21 protein-coding genes and 1 pseudogene are annotated in these 19,811 nt (G+C 65.2%); 12 read left to right on the forward strand and 10 right to left on the reverse strand.

All coding sequences use genetic code 11. The annotated features are described in order from the left end of the window. The 5 genes from QM590_RS11740 (at position 1) to QM590_RS11760 (ending at position 4,180) form a co-directional block, all read left to right on the forward strand. Entirely contained in the window at positions 1–921 is a 921-nt protein-coding gene (locus QM590_RS11740; RefSeq protein ID WP_149407396.1) for a ferritin-like domain-containing protein, read from the forward strand. Next, positions 918–2,453: a flavin-containing monooxygenase gene (locus QM590_RS11745; RefSeq protein WP_149407395.1), complete on the forward strand. Its 1,536-nt coding sequence runs from the start codon at positions 918–920 to the stop codon at positions 2,451–2,453. Before QM590_RS11740 ends, QM590_RS11745 begins: the two co-directional genes overlap by 4 nt. A gap of 80 nt (positions 2,454–2,533) precedes the next feature. Continuing rightward, positions 2,534–3,268 carry a MerR family transcriptional regulator gene (locus QM590_RS11750; protein WP_149407394.1) on the forward strand — a complete coding sequence of 245 codons (735 nt, stop codon included), beginning with the start codon at positions 2,534–2,536 and terminating at the stop codon, positions 3,266–3,268. A 79-nt stretch (positions 3,269–3,347) separates the two neighbouring features. Continuing rightward, positions 3,348–3,554 (forward strand): hypothetical protein, encoded by a 207-nt coding sequence (locus tag QM590_RS11755; protein ID WP_094640793.1) that lies wholly within the window; start codon positions 3,348–3,350, stop codon positions 3,552–3,554. A gap of 50 nt (positions 3,555–3,604) precedes the next feature. Further along, on the forward strand, positions 3,605–4,180 hold the full coding sequence (locus QM590_RS11760) for a YdcF family protein (RefSeq protein WP_149407393.1): 576 nt from the start codon (positions 3,605–3,607) through the stop codon (positions 4,178–4,180). A 10-nt stretch (positions 4,181–4,190) separates the two neighbouring features. On the opposite strand, the gene QM590_RS11765 is transcribed toward QM590_RS11760, so the two are convergent. Further along, a complete protein-coding gene (locus QM590_RS11765; RefSeq protein WP_149407392.1) occupies positions 4,191–4,556 on the reverse strand; it encodes a CrcB family protein in 366 nt (121 codons plus the stop codon). Then, complete coding sequence (locus tag QM590_RS11770) at positions 4,553–4,957, reverse strand: fluoride efflux transporter FluC (RefSeq protein WP_269595006.1); 405 nt, start codon at positions 4,955–4,957, stop codon at positions 4,553–4,555. The genes QM590_RS11765 and QM590_RS11770 overlap by 4 nt, the downstream gene beginning before the upstream one ends. A gap of 125 nt (positions 4,958–5,082) precedes the next feature. On the opposite strand from QM590_RS11770, the gene QM590_RS11775 reads away from it, so the two are divergent. Genes QM590_RS11775 through QM590_RS11785 form a run of 3 tightly spaced genes read left to right on the forward strand, consistent with a single transcriptional unit; the run spans position 5,083 to position 6,817 of the window. Then, on the forward strand, positions 5,083–5,418 hold the full coding sequence (locus QM590_RS11775; RefSeq protein WP_410482258.1) for an STAS domain-containing protein: 336 nt from the start codon (positions 5,083–5,085) through the stop codon (positions 5,416–5,418). Between the two features lie 21 nt (positions 5,419–5,439). Next, complete coding sequence (locus tag QM590_RS11780; RefSeq protein WP_149407390.1) at positions 5,440–5,895, forward strand: ATP-binding protein; 456 nt, start codon at positions 5,440–5,442, stop codon at positions 5,893–5,895. A 31-nt stretch (positions 5,896–5,926) separates the two neighbouring features. Further along, complete coding sequence (locus tag QM590_RS11785; protein ID WP_262498552.1) at positions 5,927–6,817, forward strand: ABC transporter ATP-binding protein; 891 nt, start codon at positions 5,927–5,929, stop codon at positions 6,815–6,817. Here QM590_RS11785 and QM590_RS11790 read toward each other — a convergent pair. Further along, a complete protein-coding gene (locus QM590_RS11790; RefSeq protein WP_262498563.1) occupies positions 6,801–7,181 on the reverse strand; it encodes a hypothetical protein in 381 nt (126 codons plus the stop codon). The genes QM590_RS11785 and QM590_RS11790 overlap by 17 nt on opposite strands. Here QM590_RS11790 and QM590_RS11795 point away from each other — a divergent pair. Then, a pseudogene (locus tag QM590_RS11795) lies at positions 7,069–7,714 on the forward strand (ATP-binding cassette domain-containing protein). The gene QM590_RS11790 and the pseudogene QM590_RS11795 overlap by 113 nt on opposite strands. 15 nt (positions 7,715–7,729) lie before the next feature. Here QM590_RS11795 and QM590_RS11800 read toward each other — a convergent pair. Together QM590_RS11800 and QM590_RS11805 are read right to left on the reverse strand one after the other, a co-directional pair. Beyond that, complete coding sequence (locus QM590_RS11800) at positions 7,730–8,128, reverse strand: hypothetical protein (RefSeq protein ID WP_149407389.1); 399 nt, start codon at positions 8,126–8,128, stop codon at positions 7,730–7,732. A 90-nt stretch (positions 8,129–8,218) separates the two neighbouring features. Continuing rightward, on the reverse strand, positions 8,219–8,728 hold the full coding sequence (locus QM590_RS11805; RefSeq protein ID WP_149407388.1) for an arsenate reductase/protein-tyrosine-phosphatase family protein: 510 nt from the start codon (positions 8,726–8,728) through the stop codon (positions 8,219–8,221). A 142-nt stretch (positions 8,729–8,870) separates the two neighbouring features. Here QM590_RS11805 and QM590_RS11810 point away from each other — a divergent pair, with 142 nt between their 5' ends. Beyond that, positions 8,871–10,229, forward strand: coding sequence for a DUF7159 family protein (locus tag QM590_RS11810; protein WP_149407387.1), 1,359 nt, complete (start codon positions 8,871–8,873; stop codon positions 10,227–10,229). 22 nt (positions 10,230–10,251) lie between these two features. Here QM590_RS11810 and QM590_RS11815 read toward each other — a convergent pair whose 3' ends face one another. Continuing rightward, positions 10,252–11,190 carry an endonuclease/exonuclease/phosphatase family protein gene (locus tag QM590_RS11815; RefSeq protein WP_149407386.1) on the reverse strand — a complete coding sequence of 313 codons (939 nt, stop codon included), beginning with the start codon at positions 11,188–11,190 and terminating at the stop codon, positions 10,252–10,254. A gap of 358 nt (positions 11,191–11,548) precedes the next feature. Between QM590_RS11815 and QM590_RS11820 the strand changes: the two genes are divergently transcribed. Continuing rightward, positions 11,549–12,553 (forward strand): DUF1839 family protein, encoded by a 1,005-nt coding sequence (locus QM590_RS11820; protein ID WP_149407385.1) that lies wholly within the window; start codon positions 11,549–11,551, stop codon positions 12,551–12,553. Further along, positions 12,550–14,970, forward strand: a complete 2,421-nt coding sequence (locus QM590_RS11825; RefSeq protein ID WP_269595005.1) for a glycosyl hydrolase 2 galactose-binding domain-containing protein — start codon at positions 12,550–12,552, stop codon at positions 14,968–14,970. The genes QM590_RS11820 and QM590_RS11825 overlap by 4 nt, the downstream gene beginning before the upstream one ends. 43 nt (positions 14,971–15,013) lie before the next feature. Here QM590_RS11825 and QM590_RS11830 read toward each other — a convergent pair whose 3' ends face one another. The 4 genes from QM590_RS11830 to QM590_RS11845 all read right to left on the reverse strand — a co-directional run bounded on the left by QM590_RS11830 (position 15,014) and on the right by QM590_RS11845 (position 19,810). Beyond that, positions 15,014–15,976: a glycosyltransferase family 2 protein gene (locus QM590_RS11830; protein ID WP_269595004.1), complete on the reverse strand. Its 963-nt coding sequence runs from the start codon at positions 15,974–15,976 to the stop codon at positions 15,014–15,016. After that, entirely contained in the window at positions 15,973–16,209 is a 237-nt protein-coding gene (locus QM590_RS11835; RefSeq protein ID WP_269595003.1) for a hypothetical protein, read from the reverse strand. The genes QM590_RS11830 and QM590_RS11835 overlap by 4 nt, the downstream gene beginning before the upstream one ends. Positions 16,210–16,293: 84 nt before the next feature. Beyond that, the gene (locus QM590_RS11840; RefSeq protein ID WP_269595002.1) at positions 16,294–18,543 is read right to left on the reverse strand and encodes a hypothetical protein; all 2,250 of its coding nucleotides are present in this window, start codon (positions 18,541–18,543) and stop codon (positions 16,294–16,296) included. Beyond that, positions 18,524–19,810: a glycosyltransferase family 2 protein gene (locus QM590_RS11845; protein WP_255183129.1), complete on the reverse strand. Its 1,287-nt coding sequence runs from the start codon at positions 19,808–19,810 to the stop codon at positions 18,524–18,526. The genes QM590_RS11840 and QM590_RS11845 overlap by 20 nt, the downstream gene beginning before the upstream one ends. Between the last annotated feature and the right edge of the window lies 1 nt (position 19,811).

Genomic DNA, 19,811 nt, shown 5'->3' on the forward strand with positions numbered 1-19,811 from the left:
ATGGCAATGGACTTCGAAGACATGCTGACCAAGATCAAGGACCGTCAGTGGGCGTTGGCGGACATCGATTGGGACGGCCCGGGAGCCGAGACCATCAGCCCCGAACTGCATGCCAAACTCAAGCCCTTCATGTCCGATCTGATGTGGATCGAGAACGTGGGCGCTCGCGGCTTCGCCGCCATGGCGCTCAAGGCACCGAACGAGACGCTGGCGGAGATCTACCGCTACTTCCACGCCGAGGAGCAGAAGCACGCCAACGCCGAGCTCGCTCTGATGCGGCGGTGGGGGATGCTCGACGGTGACCAGATGCCCGAACCGAACATCAACGTCAAGCTCGTCATCGACTGGCTGGACAAGCACTCGGACGGACTGTCACTGGCCGTACTGGGCACCGTCATTCCGATGCTCGAGGTCGCGCTGGACGGTGCGCTCGTGAAGTTCATCATGGACGAGATCGACGACCCGGTGTGTCAGGCGGTGTTCAAGAAGATCAACTCCGACGAATCACGGCATCTTGCAGTCGATTTCGCGGTAATCGAGCTGCTCGGGCATTCGCGTATGCGCAAGATTCTGGTCGACACCGTCGGCGCGTGGATGAACCCGGCACTCATCGTCGGAACGCTGCGGTACATCCCGCTGCTGAACAAGATGCGCGACAACATCGTCGAGATGGGCGTCGACGAGGAGCGGCTGTACACCGCGATGAAGCGGTTCAAGAGTGTCGGTCAGCGCAATCCCGTTGCGCTGCGGGTTCCCATGTACCGCATTGTGCAATGGCACGGCAGCATCGTGATCAATCGCAAGCACCCGTACCACCTGCTGGCGGACGGCCTGGTGAAACTCACGCGCCGGTACCCCACGAAGACTCTCAATTCCGAGCCGACCTGGGCCAAGGAACTGACCTACGAGCCCGTCGCATGAGCGAGTTCGATGTGCGCGACGGTGTACTCGATGCTGTGATCGTCGGCGCAGGGTTCGCCGGAATCGGTACTGCTATCCGACTGCGCAACAAAGGTATCGACAACTTCGTCATCCTCGAACGCGGAAGCGCAGTCGGAGGAACCTGGCGAGACAACACTTATCCGGGCGCCGCCTGCGACATCCCGTCCAGGTTGTACTCATACAGTTTCGCGCCCAACCCCAACTGGTCGCACACCTATTCCGGTAGCGGTGAGATTCTCGAGTACATCCACACGATGGTGGGGGAGTTCGACATCGAGTCGCGTATTCGATTCGGCCACAACGTCATCGACATCATCTGGAACGAGGCGGCCGGGCATTGGCACCTGAGCATCGACGGGCACGCCGACGTTCGGGCGCGCACGGTGGTGATGGCGTCGGGGCCGCTCGCCAATGCCAGTCTGCCGAACATTCGGGGCATCGACACCTACGAGGGACACAAGATCCACAGTGCTCGGTGGGACCACGACTACGACTTCGAGGGAAAGAAGATCGCGGTGGTCGGAACCGGGGCGAGCGCGGTGCAGATCGTTCCGGAACTGGTGAAGGTCGCCGATACGGTCAAGGTGTTCCAGCGCACGCCGGGCTGGACGCTGCCCAGAATGAACCGAAAGACACAGGGCAGCACCAAGCGTCGGTACGCCCGATATCCGCAGGCCCAGACCCTGGCGCGTTCGCTGTGGTTCTGGGGCCACGAGTCCGTCGCCCTCGGAGTCGTCTGGAAGACGCCGCTGACGCGCATCGTCGAACTGGTCGGTCGCGCGCATCTGCGTCGTCAGGTTCGCGATCCGTGGCTGCGGCGTCAGCTGACTCCTCGGTTCAGAGCCGGCTGCAAGCGACTGCTGATGACCAGCGACTACTACCCGGCATTGCAGAAGCCGAACTGTACGTTGGTGACGTGGCCGATCGCAACGCTCTCGCCCAGGGGAATTCGGACCGTGGAAGGCGTCGAGCATCAATTCGACGCCATCGTGTTCGCCACCGGATTCGACGTCTCCAACACCGGAACCCCCATCCCGATCACCGGGCGCGACGGCCGTGTGCTGGCCGACGAGTGGAGCGCAGGGGCCAAGGCGTACAAGAGCATTGCCGTATCGGGCTACCCGAACATGTACTTCACCTTCGGCCCGAACTCCGGGCCGGGACACAGCTCGGCCCTGGTGTACATGGAGGCCCAGATCGACTACCTCGTCGAGGCCATCTCCCTGGTGCTCGACGGCAACCTGCACAGCGCCGATGTGCGCCAGGACGTTCAGGATGCCTACAACGAGGAGATGCAGCGCAAACTCGCCAAGACGACCTGGAATTCCGGTTGCAGCAGCTGGTATCTCACTGAGGACGGCTTCAACGCCACCATGTTCCCCGGTTTCGCCACCCAGTACGTCAACCAGCTCAGAAGCGTCGAGCAGGGCGATTTCACCATGACTCCGCGCCGCGTCGAACGGCCGCGAGAACCGCTGCGGGTGCACGAGAGCACGCTTCCGTTGCGATGACGTTCGGCTTCGGGTCCGCCTTCCGCCGCGTGGTCGACGTATATCCTGTGGGTCGACGCGCGGCGGAGGTAGGGAGATCGGTGGAGTATCGAATCGACGACTTGGCCCGAGAGGCCAAGACGACCACTCGCAATGTGCGGGCGTACCAGGAACGCGGACTGCTTCCGCCGCCCACGCTCCGCGGTCGCGTCGGTATCTACGACGACGATCACCTGACTCGACTCAAGGTGATCGACTCGCTGCTGCAACGAGGGTTCACCTCGGCGCACATCGCGGATTTCCTCTCGGGCTGGGAGCAGGGCAAGGACCTGGAAGAAATCCTCGGCCTGCAGGAAATCGTGACCCGCAAGTGGTCGTCGGCCGAGACCACGGTCATCCCCGTCGAACTGATTGCGCAATTTCTCGGTGAGGACAACGACGACATCGTTGCCCGACTCATCGAAGCGAAACTGATCAGAATCGACGGAGATCAGGCCGAGATACTCGATCCCACTCTCCTCGAGGTGTTCGTCGATCTCAGCCAGTACGGCTTCACCCTGGAGCAACTGCTCGACCAGCACGAGCGAACCGCATCGAAGATGAACGCCATCGCCGAATCGATGGTGGGGAGCGTGACCGACCATCTGGCCGCGAAACACGGTCCGGGATGGCTCCCCAAGTCGGGGGAGGTAGCCGAGACCACCGAGATGTTCGAGAAGATGCGCAGCCTGGCGATGAAATCGGCACAGGCGGAGCTGGCGCGTGCCCTCGATCGCGTCCAGGAACAGGCACTGAGTGACTACCTGTCGCAGACACTGTCCAGGCGGAGCGAATGACCGCGGTTTGAACACTGCGACAATCGGACATACGTCACTCTCGACAGCCGAACGGCGGCTGACCGCCTTAGGGGGCACCATGAGATTCGTTACGTTGATCGTTCTGGTCTGGCTCATCATCGGCGCATTCGCGTCGTACCAACGTGGATACTTCGAGAGCGCACCCGAGAACTGCGGCGGAGCGGGCACCATCGCCCTCACTGTCGTCGCAGGACCGCTCAACTACTTCGGTATCAACCCCGAGGTCACCGACTGCAACGTCACTGTGCCTCAGCCCAGTGAGTGATCCGAGTCTCTGACCGCGCGCCCGCGGTGCACCTTCCCTAACCTGGTGAGGTGTTCCGCGGACGTCTGTTGCTGTTTCTGGCCTTCGCGATCCCGGTTGTCCTGGTGTCTGCGATCGGTGTCGGCGGCTACGTCGCGTTCACGAAGGCCCGCGTCGATCCGATGACCACGGCCGACGCCATCGTCGTACTGGGCGGCGAACACGACGGCCGCGAGGCCTACGGCATCTCGCTCGCCGAGCAGGGTCTGGCGAAGACGGTGGTGCTCTCCGATCCCTACGGTTCCCGCGATCCGACCATGAAGAAGTACTGCGCGGCATCGACGACCGAGTTCGAGGTGCTGTGCATTCCGCCGACTCCGTCGACCACACGCGGAGAAGCGATGTTCACCGAGGAACTCGCCCGCGAGCGAGGGTGGAATCACGTCATCGTCGTCACGTGGCGCTACCACCTACCCCGCGCCCGGTACATATTCGACCAGTGCTTCGACGGAACCGTCACGATGCGTCCGACGCCACGTGCCTACGACTTCTCCCTCGTCGAATGGGAGTTCACCTACCTCTACCAAATCGCAGGCTTCGTCAAGGCGGGCGTACAGGGACCGTGCGAGAACTCGACGGACGACTGATCCGAGCGGGTCAGAAAATCTTGTGATAGAGCGTGATGCCGGACTTCCACGCCAGAAATCCGAACATCACGGCAGCGATTCCGCCCACCACATTGGCAGCGAAAAATACTGTTGCGCTGCGATACTCCTGGTTTCTGGTGAGCCGAAGCGTAGCCAGCGCCACACTGGCCAGCGGGGCCACCGACGCCAGAAATCCGATGCCCACCAGCGAACGAAATCGGTCCGGTGGATCGAGAGCGAACACCAACCCCAACGCCGCACACGCCAGCAGATTGAGCGCGGACAACCGTCGCCTGGACCTGATGGCGTACGAGAACACGAACTGCCCGAGCGCAGCCAGCCCACCCCCGACGGCCACCAGAATCATGGTCGTCATCGAATGCTGCTCGGCCTCGGCTTGGTGATCGCCGCGCCGAGTGCCATGGCGATCAACGCGATGATCGGCGTTCCCACCAGATACACCACCGAATTCCACGCACCGCGATGCGTCACGGCTTGGAACGCGTACAGGCTGAAGGTGGTGAACCCGCACGCCAGCCCGAACACGGCGGCGCGGGCAACCGGGGCTGGCCGTCCCCACAGGTAGCCCAGGGCAGCGCCGACGACGAGGCACCCGAACACGTTGACGCCGAACGTGCTCATCAACAGCCACCTCGGCGATCCTCGCCACGTCCAGACCTCGTACCGCAACGCCGCGCCGACCCCGCCACCGATGGTGACCGCAAGGTACTCACCGAACGATCGACGACGGGCCGCTCCCTGCAGTGCCTCGATCATCGAAGCGAGCCTAGTGGGAGACGGGCCACTCGGCCGAGTGGAAGAAGGTCGGCCAGTGTGGGCCGGGGTAAAGTCGGCATGTGACTGCGGACGACACGGGCCTCGGGCCCCAGCACTTCGATGTGATCGTGGAATGGCGTGACCAGGACGTGGTTCTGGCGGTGTCCGGTGAACTGGATCTGGTGACTGCTCCCGATCTGTCCGAGTCGGTCGCTCTCGTGCTCGAGAAATCGCCGACGGCTGTGGTGATCGACCTCAGTGATGTGGGATTTCTCGCGTCCGCCGGCATGTCCCTGTTGGCGTCGACGCATCACCAACTCGGCGGCGCGGCCGGGTTTGCCGTGGTCGCGGACGGTCCGGCCACCGGTCGTCCCCTCACTCTCGTCGGTCTGGACGAGGTGTTCGGAATCTATGCAACGGTCGACGAAGCATTCGTTGCACTTCATGCGGGTAGATCCTGAACTTTTGGGTAGACAGGATTCATGATGGCGACTCTCTTCGGAGGTGACGACTCACGTACCGACAGTTCGATCTCGACGGCAGGTGCGCGAATGGAAGAACTGCTGTTCACCGGCGAACCTGCCGACGCCCATCGAGCGTCGGAGCTTCGTCGTGAGCTCGGTGACTGGTTGGGCAAAGTGGGCGTCGACCCCGATCGCGCGTACGACGTGGTGCTGGCCACGTACGAGGCGATAGCGAACAGCGTCGAGCACGCATATCGAGACCACACCGACCGCGGAACACTCGACATTCGAGTCTCGTGTGCCGCGGAGGGTCGAATAGAAGTGAAAGTGACCGATCGCGGAGACTGGGCATCGCACAACTCCGATCCCAACCGCGGGCGGGGTGTGCCGCTCATGCGGGCGTTGGCCGACAGCGCCGCCGTCACCTCGGACCAGAACGGTACGACCGTGCACATGATCTGGGACGCGACCTAGACCGACCGCCTACATCCGGCACACTGGTGCCATGGTCGACGTGCAGATCGCTACCGCAGAGAAGAAGAAGATAACGGTCCCGAATCTGCGTGTGCTGTGGCAGTTCGTCCGCCCGCACCGTCGCACCCTGTCGCTCGGCCTGACCCTCGGCCTCATCGGCACCGGAGCTGCACTGGCGACGCCGATGGTAGCCAAAGGAGTGCTCGACGGCCTCGGCACCGACGCCTCCTTGATCCAGCCGGTGCTGATTCTGGTGGCTCTGCTCGTGGTGGGTTCGCTGGTGCTGTACCTGCAGTGGATCGTGCTGGGGGTCCTCGCCGAGCGCGTGGTCCTCGACGCCCGCAAATCCATTGTGCGCAAGTACTTCGGTGCCACGGTGGGAAGTCTGGGCACTCGGCCCACCGGAGAGCTCGTCACCCGGGTCACCTCCGATACCGTTCTGCTGCGCGAGGCCACCTCGAATGCGTTGGTGGCCATAGTCAACAGTGTGGTCGGCCTCGTGGGCGCTCTGATTCTCATGGCTGTGCTGGATCTGGTGATGCTCGGCGCGATCGCCTCGGCCATCATTGCGATCGCAGTGTTGTTCGCTCGCCTGATGCCTCCTATCGCCGTCGCGCAGCGGCAGTCCCAGGAAGCGGTGGGCCGCCTCGGTGGAATTCTCGACGGCACTCTGCGGGCGATTCGTACCGTCAAGTCCAGCAGGGCCGAGGCCCGCGAATCGGAGCGGGTCATCTCCGAGGCGCGAATCTCCGCCCAGCACAGCGTCAGAGCGGTCAAGATCTCCGCGTTGGCCTGGACGTTCGCCGGGGGCGGAGTGCAGTTGGCGATCATCGGAATCCTCGGTCTCGGCGGCTATCGCGTCAGTACCGGGGCATTGGCCGTCTCAAGCCTATCGCATTTCTGCTCTACGCATTCCAGGTGATGGGCCCGGTGTCCACCCTGGCCACGAACATCACCGCATTGCAGGCCGGAATGGCCGCGGCCGCCCGTATCCGCCAGATCGACGACCTGGTCACCGAGAAGGGTGAGACGGGTCCCGCGAGGTCGGCGAGGACCGAAGCGCCCGCGCCGGCTCTCGAATTCCGCAGCGTCACAGCCCGATACGCACCGGGTAGGGAGCCGGCCGTGCGCGGTATGGACCTCGCGGTGCCTGCGCGTGGACACACCGCGATCGTGGGACCGTCGGGAGCAGGCAAGACCAGCGTCTTCTCGTTGATTCTGCGCTTCCTGACCCCCGAGTCCGGCGAGATCAGGCTCGGCGGAACCCCGTACGACGAGCTGACCATCGACGAGGTGCGAGCGCGGTTGTCCTACGGAGCAGGAGACGCCGGTGCTTCCCGGCTCGATCCGCGAGAACCTCCTGTTCAGCCATCCCGAGGCCAGCGAAGCCGACATCTGGGCGGCGCTCGAGTCGGTGCACCTGGACTCGGCGATCCGCGCGCTGGACGACGGGCTGGACACCGACCTGATCGGATCGACCGTCTCCGGAGGGCAGCGTCAACGAATTGCGTTGGCCAGAGCCATCGTTCGTCGTCCGGAAATCCTTCTGCTCGACGAGGCCACAGCGCAGGTCGACGGCCGCACCGAGGCGGCAATCCACGAGGTGATCCGATCGATCGCGACCGACTCCGCCGTCGTGACCATCGCGCACAGGTTGTCCACCGTGCTCGACGCCGACACGATCCTGGTGATGGAGGACGGAGTGGTCCGCGCCAGGGGCACGCACTCCGAGCTCATGAACACCGACTCGCTCTACCGAGAACTGGTGGCCGCGTTGCGAATCGGCGACAACGCCGCGCTGACGAAGCCGAGCCGATAACCCCCGGCCGGTGCCTTAGCGCCCGGAGTCGGATTCGGATTCGGTGGTGCCGCTCTCGTCGTCGGAATCGTCGGAATCGTCGGAATTTTCGGCGGAGGTGGTGGTGGTCGTCCGATCCGAGGACGGGGTTCGGCGCGGGCTTCGCGTCGTGGTCTCGGACCGATCTGGAGTGGTCGTCGTGGGACGAGCAGTGGTGGGTACCGCGACCTGCCAGGTGGGCGAGGGTGGCACGATGACGATCGTCGACGTCGGTGTCGTCTCGACCGAACTCAGACTGTCCGACTTCAAAGCGGGCGGACGAACGGTCTGGCTCGTATCGTCGAACGCGCCACCGAGAGCACCGATGGTCAAGCCGACTGCGACTGCCACTCCGGCGCTCGCCACTGCTGCCGACGCGATGACCTTGTCGCGCATGCACAGACCCTAACGCCGTGGCCGGACCCGGATGGTCGGCAATGATGCGAGAACGTTACCTCAGCGGGCGGGGCGGTGAGAGATGGACGTTCACTGCGTCGACAACCGCAGAACACGGGGCAGCGCCTCCGCGATCGACTCCCCGGCCTGCTCGTACACCGAATGGTCACGCCGGTACGGATCGCCGATGTCGAGTGTGTCGACACGGTGCACCGCCCGTGCGTCGGCCAGGGTCGCAATGGACTGCGCGCCCGATGCGGCGACGAGGCCCGACGCCTCCAGCAGAGTGAAGGTGCGACGCATCTGCCGCGGTGCGAGAGCCAGGACGGCGTCACGATGTGCCGCCGTCATCGTCAGCACGAGATCGGCGTCGGACGCGATCGCGGGCGTGAGGCGTCGGGCAACGAAACCGTCCGGATCGCCGCCGAGCTGAGTCAGCACCGTCGCCGCCGTCGGATCCATGGCGTGCCCGGTCAAGCCCTGCGTTCCGGCGCTGCTCGCGGTGAGCTCGAAGCCACCTTCTCGCGCGAATGCAGCCGCAAGGCGCTCGGCTGTGGGCGATCGACAGATGTTCCCGGTACAGACGAACAGAACGCGCATGCCCGCAACTCTAGTGCTGTGCTCGGGTGCCGCACTGAGCACCGAGGGACGCGCTACAGTGTGCCATTGGCGGGGGATCGAGACTGGTTCGTGACATCCAGTCTCGGCGTGTGTTCACGGGGAAGTCGACCGAAGGCGGGTAATGACCGAAGTTCTCGGTGTGTCGGTGGGGGCCAGTGCTGTGCGCATGGCTCGTCCCGACGCGCGCCCTCAGGATTCGGGTCGCCTCGATTTCCATCACGACACCGTCGACGCCTACTGGGACCGCGCGGAGGAATTGGCCGCCGAGTCGATCGGAGTCGTGCTCTCGCAGCCGGGCGACGGCGGACCGGTGCAAGCGACAGGTGTCGCGTATCGGGACCAGCAACAGTTCGGCGAGATCCAGCAGGCCATGGCGAGCCAGCGGCTCTACAACTACCGACTGGTTCCCGAGGCACGAGCGGCGTTGCAGTACCTGGAGGCCTCGGGCGAGCTGGGCCACTTCGGCACCATCGCCCTCTATGATCTGGGCAGCTCCGGATTGACGATCAGCGTTATCGACCGCGGTACCGGTCAGGTTCTGCTCGCCGAACGCACCATCGACATCAGCGGCGACGACTTCGATCGGCTCATCTCGGACAATCAGCTCGCCAAGCAGGGCGTCGACATTGCCGACAACCAGGAGCTGAGCGAGTTCACCGCGCGGTGCCGGGTGGCCAAGGAGCAGCTGTCGACCAGTGGCGCGGTGTGCCTGCCCGGTGACGGCGGCGTCATCCTGATCTCGCGTGAGTCGTTCGAGTCTCTGGTGACCGTCCCGATCGAGTACTCGGCGCGGCTGGTGCGTGACGTGATCGGTCGTTCGCCCAAGCACGTCGACGCTCTCTTCCTCATCGGCGGCGGAGCGCGCATTCCTCTGGTGGAATCCATTCTCGGTGCGTGGATCGGCCTCCCCGTCGTGACCCCGGCGGACCCGGAATCGGTGGCCGCACGCGGTGCAGCTCTGCTCGCGACCCCGGTGGCCGATGCGCCGCGTCGACCGAGCCCACAACCGGGCGTTCGGCAGTCTCCGTCCGATCCCGCGTCGTTGACCGGGGCTCCGGATTGGTTGAGCCCCGAGCCCACCGGAGACAAGCCCGCCGACTCCAAGCGCAAGGTGCGCGGCGCAGTGCTCGTCGCTGGGGGTCTCGTTGCCATCGCCGCACTCGGGTTGTCCCTGGGGTACGGCGGCAGCTCGACGGAGCCGACGAGTTCACCGGTCGAGACCAGCGCGCCCGTCACCGCGGTGCCCACGACGCCGAGGACCACCGCACCGCCCACCACCGTGCCACCGACGACCACTGTGCCGCCGACCACCGAGGCCGCTCAGGCCCCGGCTCGCACCTATTCCGAGCCGGAATACGTACCGCCCGCTGCACCGGCACCGGCTCCCGCGCCGCCGCCACTGATTCCCGGCCTGCCGCAGATTCAGCTGCCGCAGATTCAGTTGCCACCTGCACCGGTCTTCGAGTTGCCGCGGTTCTGACCGGCATCCGCGGCCGCCCGGATCAGGGCAGCTGCAACTGCGCGAGAACCGCCAGGTGATCGCTGTCCGGGATCGGCAACGGCTCGACAGACCGGGCGCGGACGTTCTCGCTCGTCACGACGTGATCCAAGCGCGCCAGTGGACGTTCCGACGGGAACGTGCGGAACAGGCCCGCACCGGCGCCGGCTGCCGCGTCGGAGAACGGGGACGACGCCAACGTGCGGAACTGCCGGTGGTCGTTGGTGGCGTTGAAGTCGCCCGCGACGAGCACTGTGCCCTGGTAGGTCTCCATGATCGACCGCATCCTGGCCAGGTCGGCGGCCCACTCGGTGGTGTGGCGCGGTGTGGCAGGCGACATCGCGTGGAAGGAGACGACGGTCAGATCCTGTCCGTCGACGGTGGTTTTCGCCTGTACCGGTACGAATCCGAAGTTGTCGAGGCGGGTGCCGTCGGTCAGCGGAGTACGGCTCCACAGCCCGGTGCCATCGGCCACCGGGAGCGCAGCGGTGAAGGAGAACGGCAGAAGGTCGTCGATGCCCGCGGCCTGCAGGTCGTCCACTTCCTCCGGGGTCAATTCCTGGACCGCGAGAATGTCGACGTCGTTGCGCCGCACCGCGTCGACGATGGACGCTGCGTCGGCGTCGCCGTGCGCGACGTTGACCGTCAGGACCGACAGTTGCGGGCCGGTGTTGTCCGGTCCGTCGGCGAGGAACATCGGCACCTGGACGCCGACGACGGCAACGGTGATCAGTACTGCGACGGCCGATCCGATGCGCGAGCGCGCTACGGCGAACAGGATCACGGCGACTATCGCGGCGACCCCGAGATACGGAGCCCCCACGACGAACGCAACAAAAGTGATCTCGGTCACACCGACTTGGCGAACGAGGAACATTCCGGCGACGCCTGCGAGCAGGGCCCAGCCGATGGCCAGCGGCGCGCTGGATGCGAAACGGCGCATCGCGCTCGTGCCTCCTCTTGCCTGCCCGAGTTGGGCATGGATGTGTCAGGTGTTGTCTACACTCGGCATGTGCCCAGCTCAGAGCCATTGTGCAAGTGTCATCATGAACAAGCTGCGCACCGGCATTACCGGCGCGGAACCGACTGCTCGCTCTGCGATTGTCCGCGTTACCGGAGTCGGGTATCGCTGCTGTCGAGATGGTGGCCCTGGAAATAGTTTGCCCGGGCAAAAACAATCTTACCGTCCGATCGAATGCGAAGAACAAACCGATTCGTTAGGATTAGGGGCCTGGATACAGGCAATACGGACAAATGCGGCTCGGGGACCGTCCGACATTCGATCCGGTAGGAGAGGCTTCATGTCGAACGATGCAGTGCTGGACAGGCTCGGTACCAGCCTACGAGTCCTCGAACTCGAACCCATCGGTTACCGACCACACCCGATACACAATCACGACCGCATCTGGACCGAGACCAACTGCTACGTCGACCTGTGGATCGAAGTTCTGCACTCGTTCGGTGCAGATCCCACTCCGGCTCTCGCCTTCGTGCTGAGCGCCGGATGCGACGGGCGACAGTGGGATTTCGTGAAGATCGCTCCCGAGGACCTACGCAGCCTGTACGGCATCGGCGTTGCCGAGATGAACGTGTGGCGTCCCGTACTCGAGCACGTCGTCGAAGGCCTGGAAGACGGCATCCACGTCACCGTGGAGGTCGACGGCTTCTGGCTGCCCGATACGGCGGGAACCAGCTATCGCAACCAGCACACCAAAACCACCATCGTGCCGAATCTCGTCGATCGCGACGGCAAGGTGATGGGGTACTTCCACAACCGCGGCTATTTCGAGCTCACCGGAGCCGACTTCGACGGGATATTCAATCTCGCCCCCGAGCCGCACGCGGAGGTGCTGCTGCCCTACGTCGAGCAGATTCGAGTGGATCCCGCGGTACTCGACGCGGGTTTCGGTGATCGAGACCTCGACGTCGCTCGCGCTCATCTGGCGCGTCGAGCTTCTGGCAACCCTGTCGATGCGCTGGCTCGCCGCATCGTCGCCGATATCCCGCTCGTACAGACTGCGGGACCCGACGCATTCCACCTCTGGTCGTTCGGCCTGCTCCGGCAGTTCGGTGCCACGGCGGAACTGGCTGCGAACTACGTGCACTACCTCGAAGGTCGTGGCATCACGGGAGCCGCTGCGGCAGCGCCGCACTTCCTCGATGCCGCCTCCGGTGCCAAGGCCGTCCAATTCCGGATGGCGCGCGCCGCACGTGGTCGGGATGTGGTGCTCGACGAGCCGCTGATCGAGATGAGCAAGAACTGGGCTGCCGCCATGGACATCGTTGCAGGTGCATTGGGCACGTGATCGATCTGCTCGACGGCGCTCGGTGGCGGCTGGCCCGAACCGACGCCGGCTCTGTTCTCGACCCTGCCGATCTACGGGAAGATCTCGACTGGGTCGACGCGGTGGTGCCGGGCACGGTTGCCACTGCGCTCGGACACTCACTCGCAGTGGATCCCGACGAGCACGACTGGTGGTTCGTCACTCACGTCTCCACCGGTGACCATCGCCGGGTGCGAGTGAGCTTCGGCGGCATCGCGACCCGCGCCCGGATCTGGATCGATGGCGTCCATCGCAGAACCGTGACGTCGATGTTCGTTCCCGAGACCCTCGATCTGACGGACCGCGAAGACACCGTCACCATCGCCATCCACATCGAATCGCTTGCAGCTCAACTGAAGTCCCGACGCCCCCGCGGTCGGTGGCGATCGTCGCTGATCGCCGCACAGGGGCTGCGACACGAGCGAACGACGATGCTCGGTCGCGCACCCGTGTACGGGCCCCTTCCGGTACCCGTCGGACCGTGGCGTCCGGTGACGATGACCCCCATCCCCGACGTTCACCGCGTCGACCTGACGACGGCGGTATCGGGCACCGACGGCGTCGTCACGCTGCGCGCCGACCTGGGCGCTCCAGGGGTGGCTCGAATCATGATCGACGACAGGGCCTTCGAGCTCGGCACGGTCGAGCGCGTCGACTGCGCGGTGACGCTGCCCGACGTCGAACTCTGGTGGCCCCATACGCACGGCCGACCGCGAACGTATCGCGTGACGCTCGAGGTCGACGGCACCGTCCATCCCATGGGCGTCGTCGGCTTTCGCACGGTCGAGCTGGACCGTACGGCAGGCGGCGCAGTACTGACGGTCAACGGCGAGACCGTCTTCTGCCGCGGAGGAACGTGGACCCCGCTGGAGCCGGTGCGGTTGTGGTCGCCGGAGCCCGAGCTGCGGGCGGCGCTCGAGCAGCTCCGATCGGCGGGTCTGAACATGGTGCGCGTCGTCGGCACCCTGGTGTACGAGCAGGCCGAATTCTGGTCCCTGTGTGCAGAATTGGGCATCATGGTGTGGCAGGACGTCATGTTCGGCACCGTCGACCCGCCCACCGACGACACGTACACCGCAGCGGTCACCCGCGAGCTCGACGCGTTCGCCGACACGGTCTCCGCCAACCCCGCCCTGATGGTCGTCAGTGGTGGAAGCGAGACTCAGCAGCAACCCACGATGTTGGGACTCGCAGCCGAGGACCAGCGAATGGTGATGCTGGACAGCGTCGTTCCCAGCTTTCTCGCCGATCGTCTACCCGGCGTCGCCTACGTGACTTCGAGTCCGTCCAGCGTGAGCGGCGAACTGCACACTCACGTGGGCGACGGCATCGCACACTACTTCGGGGTGGGCGGCTATCTCCGACCACTGTCCGATATCCGCACTGCCGGAGTACGTTTCGCGGCGGAGTGCCTGGCCTTCGCAGTTCCCCCGGAACGGGCGCAGGTGGAGAAGTTCTTCGGGTCCGCGGCCGTTGCCGGTCACCACCCCGACTGGAAAGCCGCCGTCCCACGCGACCGCGGCTCGTCCTGGGACTTCGAGGACGTGCGCGATCACTACGTACGCACGATCTTCGGCGTCGACCCACACCTGATCCGGCGCGACGATGCAGAGCTGTATCTCGATTACGGTAGAGCGGCGATCGTCGAAGCGTTCACCGAAGCGTTCGGCCACTGGCGTCGAGCATCCTCGGGGTGCGCCGGAGCCCTCGTGCTGACGCTACGAGACACCGTCCCCGGTGCGGGCTGGGGCATCGTCGACACCGCCGGTGTGCCCAAGGCACCCTTCTACGCGTTGGCGCGGGCCAGTGCCCCGGTGGCACTGCTGTTGTCCGACAACGGACTCGACGGCTATTCGGTGGAACTGGTCAACGACGGACCGGCTCGATCGGGCACTGTTCGAGTGGTGCTGCACGCCTCCCGCGGCAGCCACGAGTTCGAACGCACGGTGAGCGCCCCGGCGAACGGATCCATCGCACTGACGGTGGATTCCATCGTCGGCACGTTCACCGACGTCAACCACGCCTACCGCTTCGGCAGCCGCACCTACTCCGCCGTCACGGTCCTGTTTCTGGACGACAGCGGCGTCGAGGCGGCACGAACCACCGCGCTCGTCGGCGCGCAGAGTCGTCAGAACACGGTGGGCCTCACGGCGAATGTTGTCGAAAAAGATTCTGGAACATGGGAACTGATCGTCCGATCCGACTGGCCGGCGCAGTACGTCTGCGTCGACATCGACGGCTTCGAGGTATCCGACTCGTGGTTCCACCTGGCACCGAACGAACCTCGTACGCTGACGCTCGTCGGTCGCGGCGGGGGTGCACCGCGCGGACACGTGCGCGCTTTGAACTCCGTGGAGCGGGCCTCGGTGGCACCGAAGGTCGTGAGCGGTAACTCGTAGTGGACTACGAATTCAGTCGATGGCCCAAGCTGTGCACGTGCCGCTAGCGGCTCGTGCTGAGTTTTCCTCGGGCATAGCCGATTCCGGCCGCACCGACGCTGGCCACCACGGCCATCGCACCCCACGCGCGCGCGGGATTGCCGCGGGCCGCTGCGCTGGTCTCCCGGCCGACCGCGCGAGGAAGAATCTTGGCGGTGTAGGCCCGCTCGGAGGACAGTGCGTCCTCGGCCCCGATCAACCGGGCGATCGCTGCCTTCGATACGCCCTCGGCGTAGCTGCGCGTGATGAGATAGCGCGGACGAGTGCGATCTGCGCTGACGGTGTGATCGACGACGATCGAGGGATCGAACACGATCTGGGCGTCGGGATGCGTCTGACGCAGACGGATGCACAGCTCCGTCTCCTCGCAACCGAGCGGCACTCGACCGATCCGGCCGATGCCGGAGACGAACCCGCCGAGTGCGACGACGGGCTCACGGCGGAACGACATGTTCGCGCCCATGAGATTGCGGACCTGAGCGGTTTCCGTTGGCTGCCCGCGGTAGGTGCACCCGACGACCCAATCGAGTTCGCCGGGTTCACCCACTACCTCGGCCGGCAAGAAGGCCGGACGCTTGTCCGGCCATACCGGGTATGCAGAGCCCCCAACGGCGTACACGGCATCGTCCGAGTAATGGGACAGAATGGCTCCGAGCCACTCTGTGGTGCGCGGTGAGGCGTCGTCGTCCAAGAAGACGACGATCTCACCGGTCGCGAGGTCGAGCGAGGTGTTGCGCGCTCCGGAGAGGCCACGTGGGTGGTTGTTCTCCACCACGTTCACGGTCCGGTGCAGCGGCGAGAACTCCTCGCGCGCACGTTCGGCCAGTTGCGCATTGTGATCGATGACGATGATCAGTTCGTCCGCCGGAACGACCTGATCGAGGACGGCACGCACGGCAGCCTGTAGTTCGGACCACCGAGCCAGGGTGTACGCGCAGATGACGACCGAGGAAGTCGGCAGACTCACGCCGTCTTCTCGCGGAGTTCGAGAACCTCGTTGTACGACTCCAGGGCCTCGAACTCGAGGTCCATGTCGGTGCGGGCGTCGACCGACTCTCGCAACGGCCGAACGATGGACTTGCGCTTGATCTTGCGGGCACGCATGCGCTCGGTCATCAGGGTGCGCAGCACCCGGAAGCCGTCGGAGAAGGTGCGCAGATTGCTCTGACCGTAGATGCGAGCCAACTCGACGCTCGGCACTTAAAAGAAGCTACGAGTTTGTCAAGCCGCGAACAAACCAACTGGGAGATTGTTTGGAGATACACGTCATAGTTTGTGACGAGATCAACGTGATCGGTACTGGTAGACGATCGTGTTGGTGTCCTGATACCGCACCGACCACGCCGAGTTGGTGGCGAGCCACTGCCGGAAACGTGCGACCGCATCGTCGGCGACGAACCCGTAGTACTGCATCGCCTCGAGCGACTGACGGGTCAGGACCATGTAGGTGGGTGTGTCGCTGACCGACGCGTTGTAGTCGATCTGGCCGAGCTTCTCCGGCGTCGGGAAGCCTTCCATGTACTCGGGGCCCAGCGCGTAGAGCGGGACGTCCCAGTACTCGTTGGCCTCCGTCAGGCGCCCGTAGTCCGACGTCGACCGGGCCGGGTAGCCCGAGGAGTACAGCATCGTGACTGCGGTGCCGGACGGTGACTGCGCGGCGACCGCGCGGGCGTCGTCGATCTGGTCGCGGTGTTCGAGCACGATCGGCCACAGGCCGAAGTAGCTCTGCAAGCCCAGCACGGCACTGCCGAGTGCCCCGGCCGTGGCGACCGCAACCGATGTCCGGGCGGTGAGCCTGCGGGCCCGGGACGGGCGATCCTGGGAGGGCTTGCGATCGAACAGGGCCAGGAACAGCGGCGTGATCAACAGCACGCAGCCGGGGATCGCGTACAGGTACACCCGGAAGATCGCTTCGCCGCCGTAGCTCTGCCCGGCGAGCAGCATGATCGATCCGAACGCCATCACCATCGGTGCCCAGAACGTCTTCTTGGTACGCCAGGCGTAGATCGCCGAGACGAACGCCAGCACGAACACCCCGCCGGACAGTGCGCGGCAGACCAGGGACGTGATCTGTTTGCCGAGCACGCCCTCCGCCTCGACGTTGCTCGCGGCGTTCTGTACGGGGTCGAACCCCTGGAAGAGTCCGTACGGTGCCACGATCGGCAGTCGCGGATACAGGTATCCGAGCAGGATGATCCCGAGAGGAATCATCAACCACCACGGCTTGGCTCGCCGCGTCACCAGCAGCACGCCGGTGACGGCCATCAGCCAGTACGGCGTCAGCTGGTGCGTCGGGACCAGGGCCGCGAACGGAACGATCGACAGGAACGCCGCGGACCGGGTGAGCGAGGAGGACATCAGCAGCGCCAGGAAGCCCACGGCGAGCAGAACGGCCCACGCCTGCGGTGAGTAGTAGTCCTGGCCCACCCAGTTGATGACCTCGGCGAGCATCGCCGCGGTGATCGCGGCGCGTTTGTCGAACTTCATGACCCGCGCCAGTCCGTAGACGGCCGCCGCGAGCACCACGTGGATCATCGGCGCGAACACGTGCGCCAGAGCCAGCGTGTCGTATCCGGTGACGTGCTGGAACCAGGCCGAGACGAGGAAGAAGCTGGGCCACTCGCTGTAGATGTCGACGCCGCTCGGAGCCAGTCGGTTCAGATCGAGCACGAACTCGGTGACGGCGACGTGCTTGTACGTCCAGTCGTAGATCGGAGCGGAGGTGACGAGGGTGACGGTGAATCGCTGGACCACGATGGCCAGGCCGATGGCGACCAGCATGGTGCGCAGCTGATGACGACGCAGCGCGATCAGGAACGCCGCCATGATCAGCACCATGCACAGCACCAAACCAGGGCCGGTTCCGGCGGTCAGCAGCCCGAACTGCGAGTACGTTGCGCGCTCGAGACCGGGCAACAACGGCAGCCACAGAAAGAACGCCAACGCCAGAATCAGGCCGGCAACATTGCGTCGCAACGTCTCTCGGTCGGTCAGAGCGAATTTCACGGAAGCGAGGGCGGACGTTCGCGACGACGGCGAGACGACCTCACGTGCCTGCGCCACCCAGACCGGCAGGTCGGGACGGCCGTGCTTGCGGTACCAGAGCACCGACGAGCCGATCAGGGCCAGACACAGCCACAACGTCCACATCCGGGGCGACCAGCGGTAGCCCCACATCGCCGCCGACACCATCAGTGTCACCACCGAGATACTCAGAATCGGCAGGGCGGCAGGAACCGCGGTGCGTGGGATGCGCACCCACGACAGGATCGCGGCACCGGGTCCGAAGAACAGCAGGACCGTCAGAAGCACGACGCGAACCAGCGTCGGCAGCGCGATCATCGAGGCCAGGCCGGACAGGGCGGCGAGGACGCTGATGTCCGAGTAGCGCAATCGGCTACCCGCGCGCCGCCGCGTGCCTGCAGCGAAGTCGGTGGTGCCTATGGGCCAGTCGGTCCAGTCGGACGGGACGAACAGCTTGTGCCGCAGATCCGCGATGGACCGGTATCTGGAATCAGTCGAGGACGGGTTCACGGCTCACCCCCGCCAGCGGAGTGCGTTCGCGACCTTCGCGCCTGCTGCGCCGGATGGCCGCGGGGCCCTTGGCGATGGAGAGCAGTTCCATCCGGCCGATGCCGTCGGGCAGGTCGGCAGCGAGATCGTCGGGAGGGGAGGCGACCTTGCTCATCTTGGCCGACAACCGAATTGCACTGCCGAGTCGGCGGGCGGCAACCTTCGCCGCGAGGCTCGCGGATCTGCGGTCGGTGGCGACCGTGTACAGCCACGCGCCGAGCCCGAGCCCGTACCCGCGCGCCTGGACCGCCAACGCCTCGGGATCGGCGCGGTGACGGTGCCACACGATGGCCGCAGGCTCGTACACCAGCTTGTCGCCGGCCATCAGCACCCGGAAGAACATGTCGAGATCCTCACCGCCGTTGGTCGGCGATCCCACTCCCAATGCCTCGTCGAATCCTCCCAGATCGAACATCCGGCCGCGGTCGACCGCGAAATTGGCTCCGGTTCCGTACATTCCGACCTGGAACGGAAACAGCGGCACGTCGGCCGGAGGGTTCTTCAGGTCGTAGACCCGGGGCGTCACCGAACTCGCCCACCCGACGCGGCGATCGAAGTACGCCTGCGCCTGAGTGCGGATCTCCCCACTCGGCACGATGCCGGACACGCACGTGACCCGCTCGGCCCGCCCGAAGCCGCGCGCGATGCTGCGCAACCACCTCGCGTCGACGGCGACGTCGTCGTCGGTGAAGGCGACGATGTCGTGCCGCGCTGCCCGTAAACCCGTGTTCCTGGCCCTCGACAGACCCGCCGTCGGCTCGGACACGACGCGAACACGGGAGTCGTCCAACCCCCGAACGTACTGCTGCGTGGCATCGGTCGGAGACGCATTGTCGACGACGACCACCTCGAAATCCGGGTAGTCCAGAGCGGACACCGACGCGAGCGCGCCCTGCAGATGATCGACTCGGTCACGAGTGCAGATCACCACGGTGATCGGCGGCAACGCTCGATCGGTCTCGGGCACAGCATCGGGCATCGGAACCTGGGCGAGCGACATCGCCGCCCTCCGTGCATCGTCTGCCGCGACCGCGCCGTCGACGACATCGAGTTCGACGAAGCCGAGGGGGTCCGGTCCGCGTCGGATCAGCAACCGGGCACGGTGGTAACCGTCGGAACCGTCGAGGACGAGAGAGTCCGGAAGATCCTGCTCCAGGTCGATGTCACCGATCCACACGGCACCGTCCCATTCGGGAGACTGCAGTCTGGGGAGCGCGGGAGGTAACACG

It is taken from the genome of Rhodococcus sp. IEGM 1372 (assembly GCF_030056835.1).
Lineage (GTDB): Bacteria > Actinomycetota > Actinomycetes > Mycobacteriales > Mycobacteriaceae > Rhodococcoides.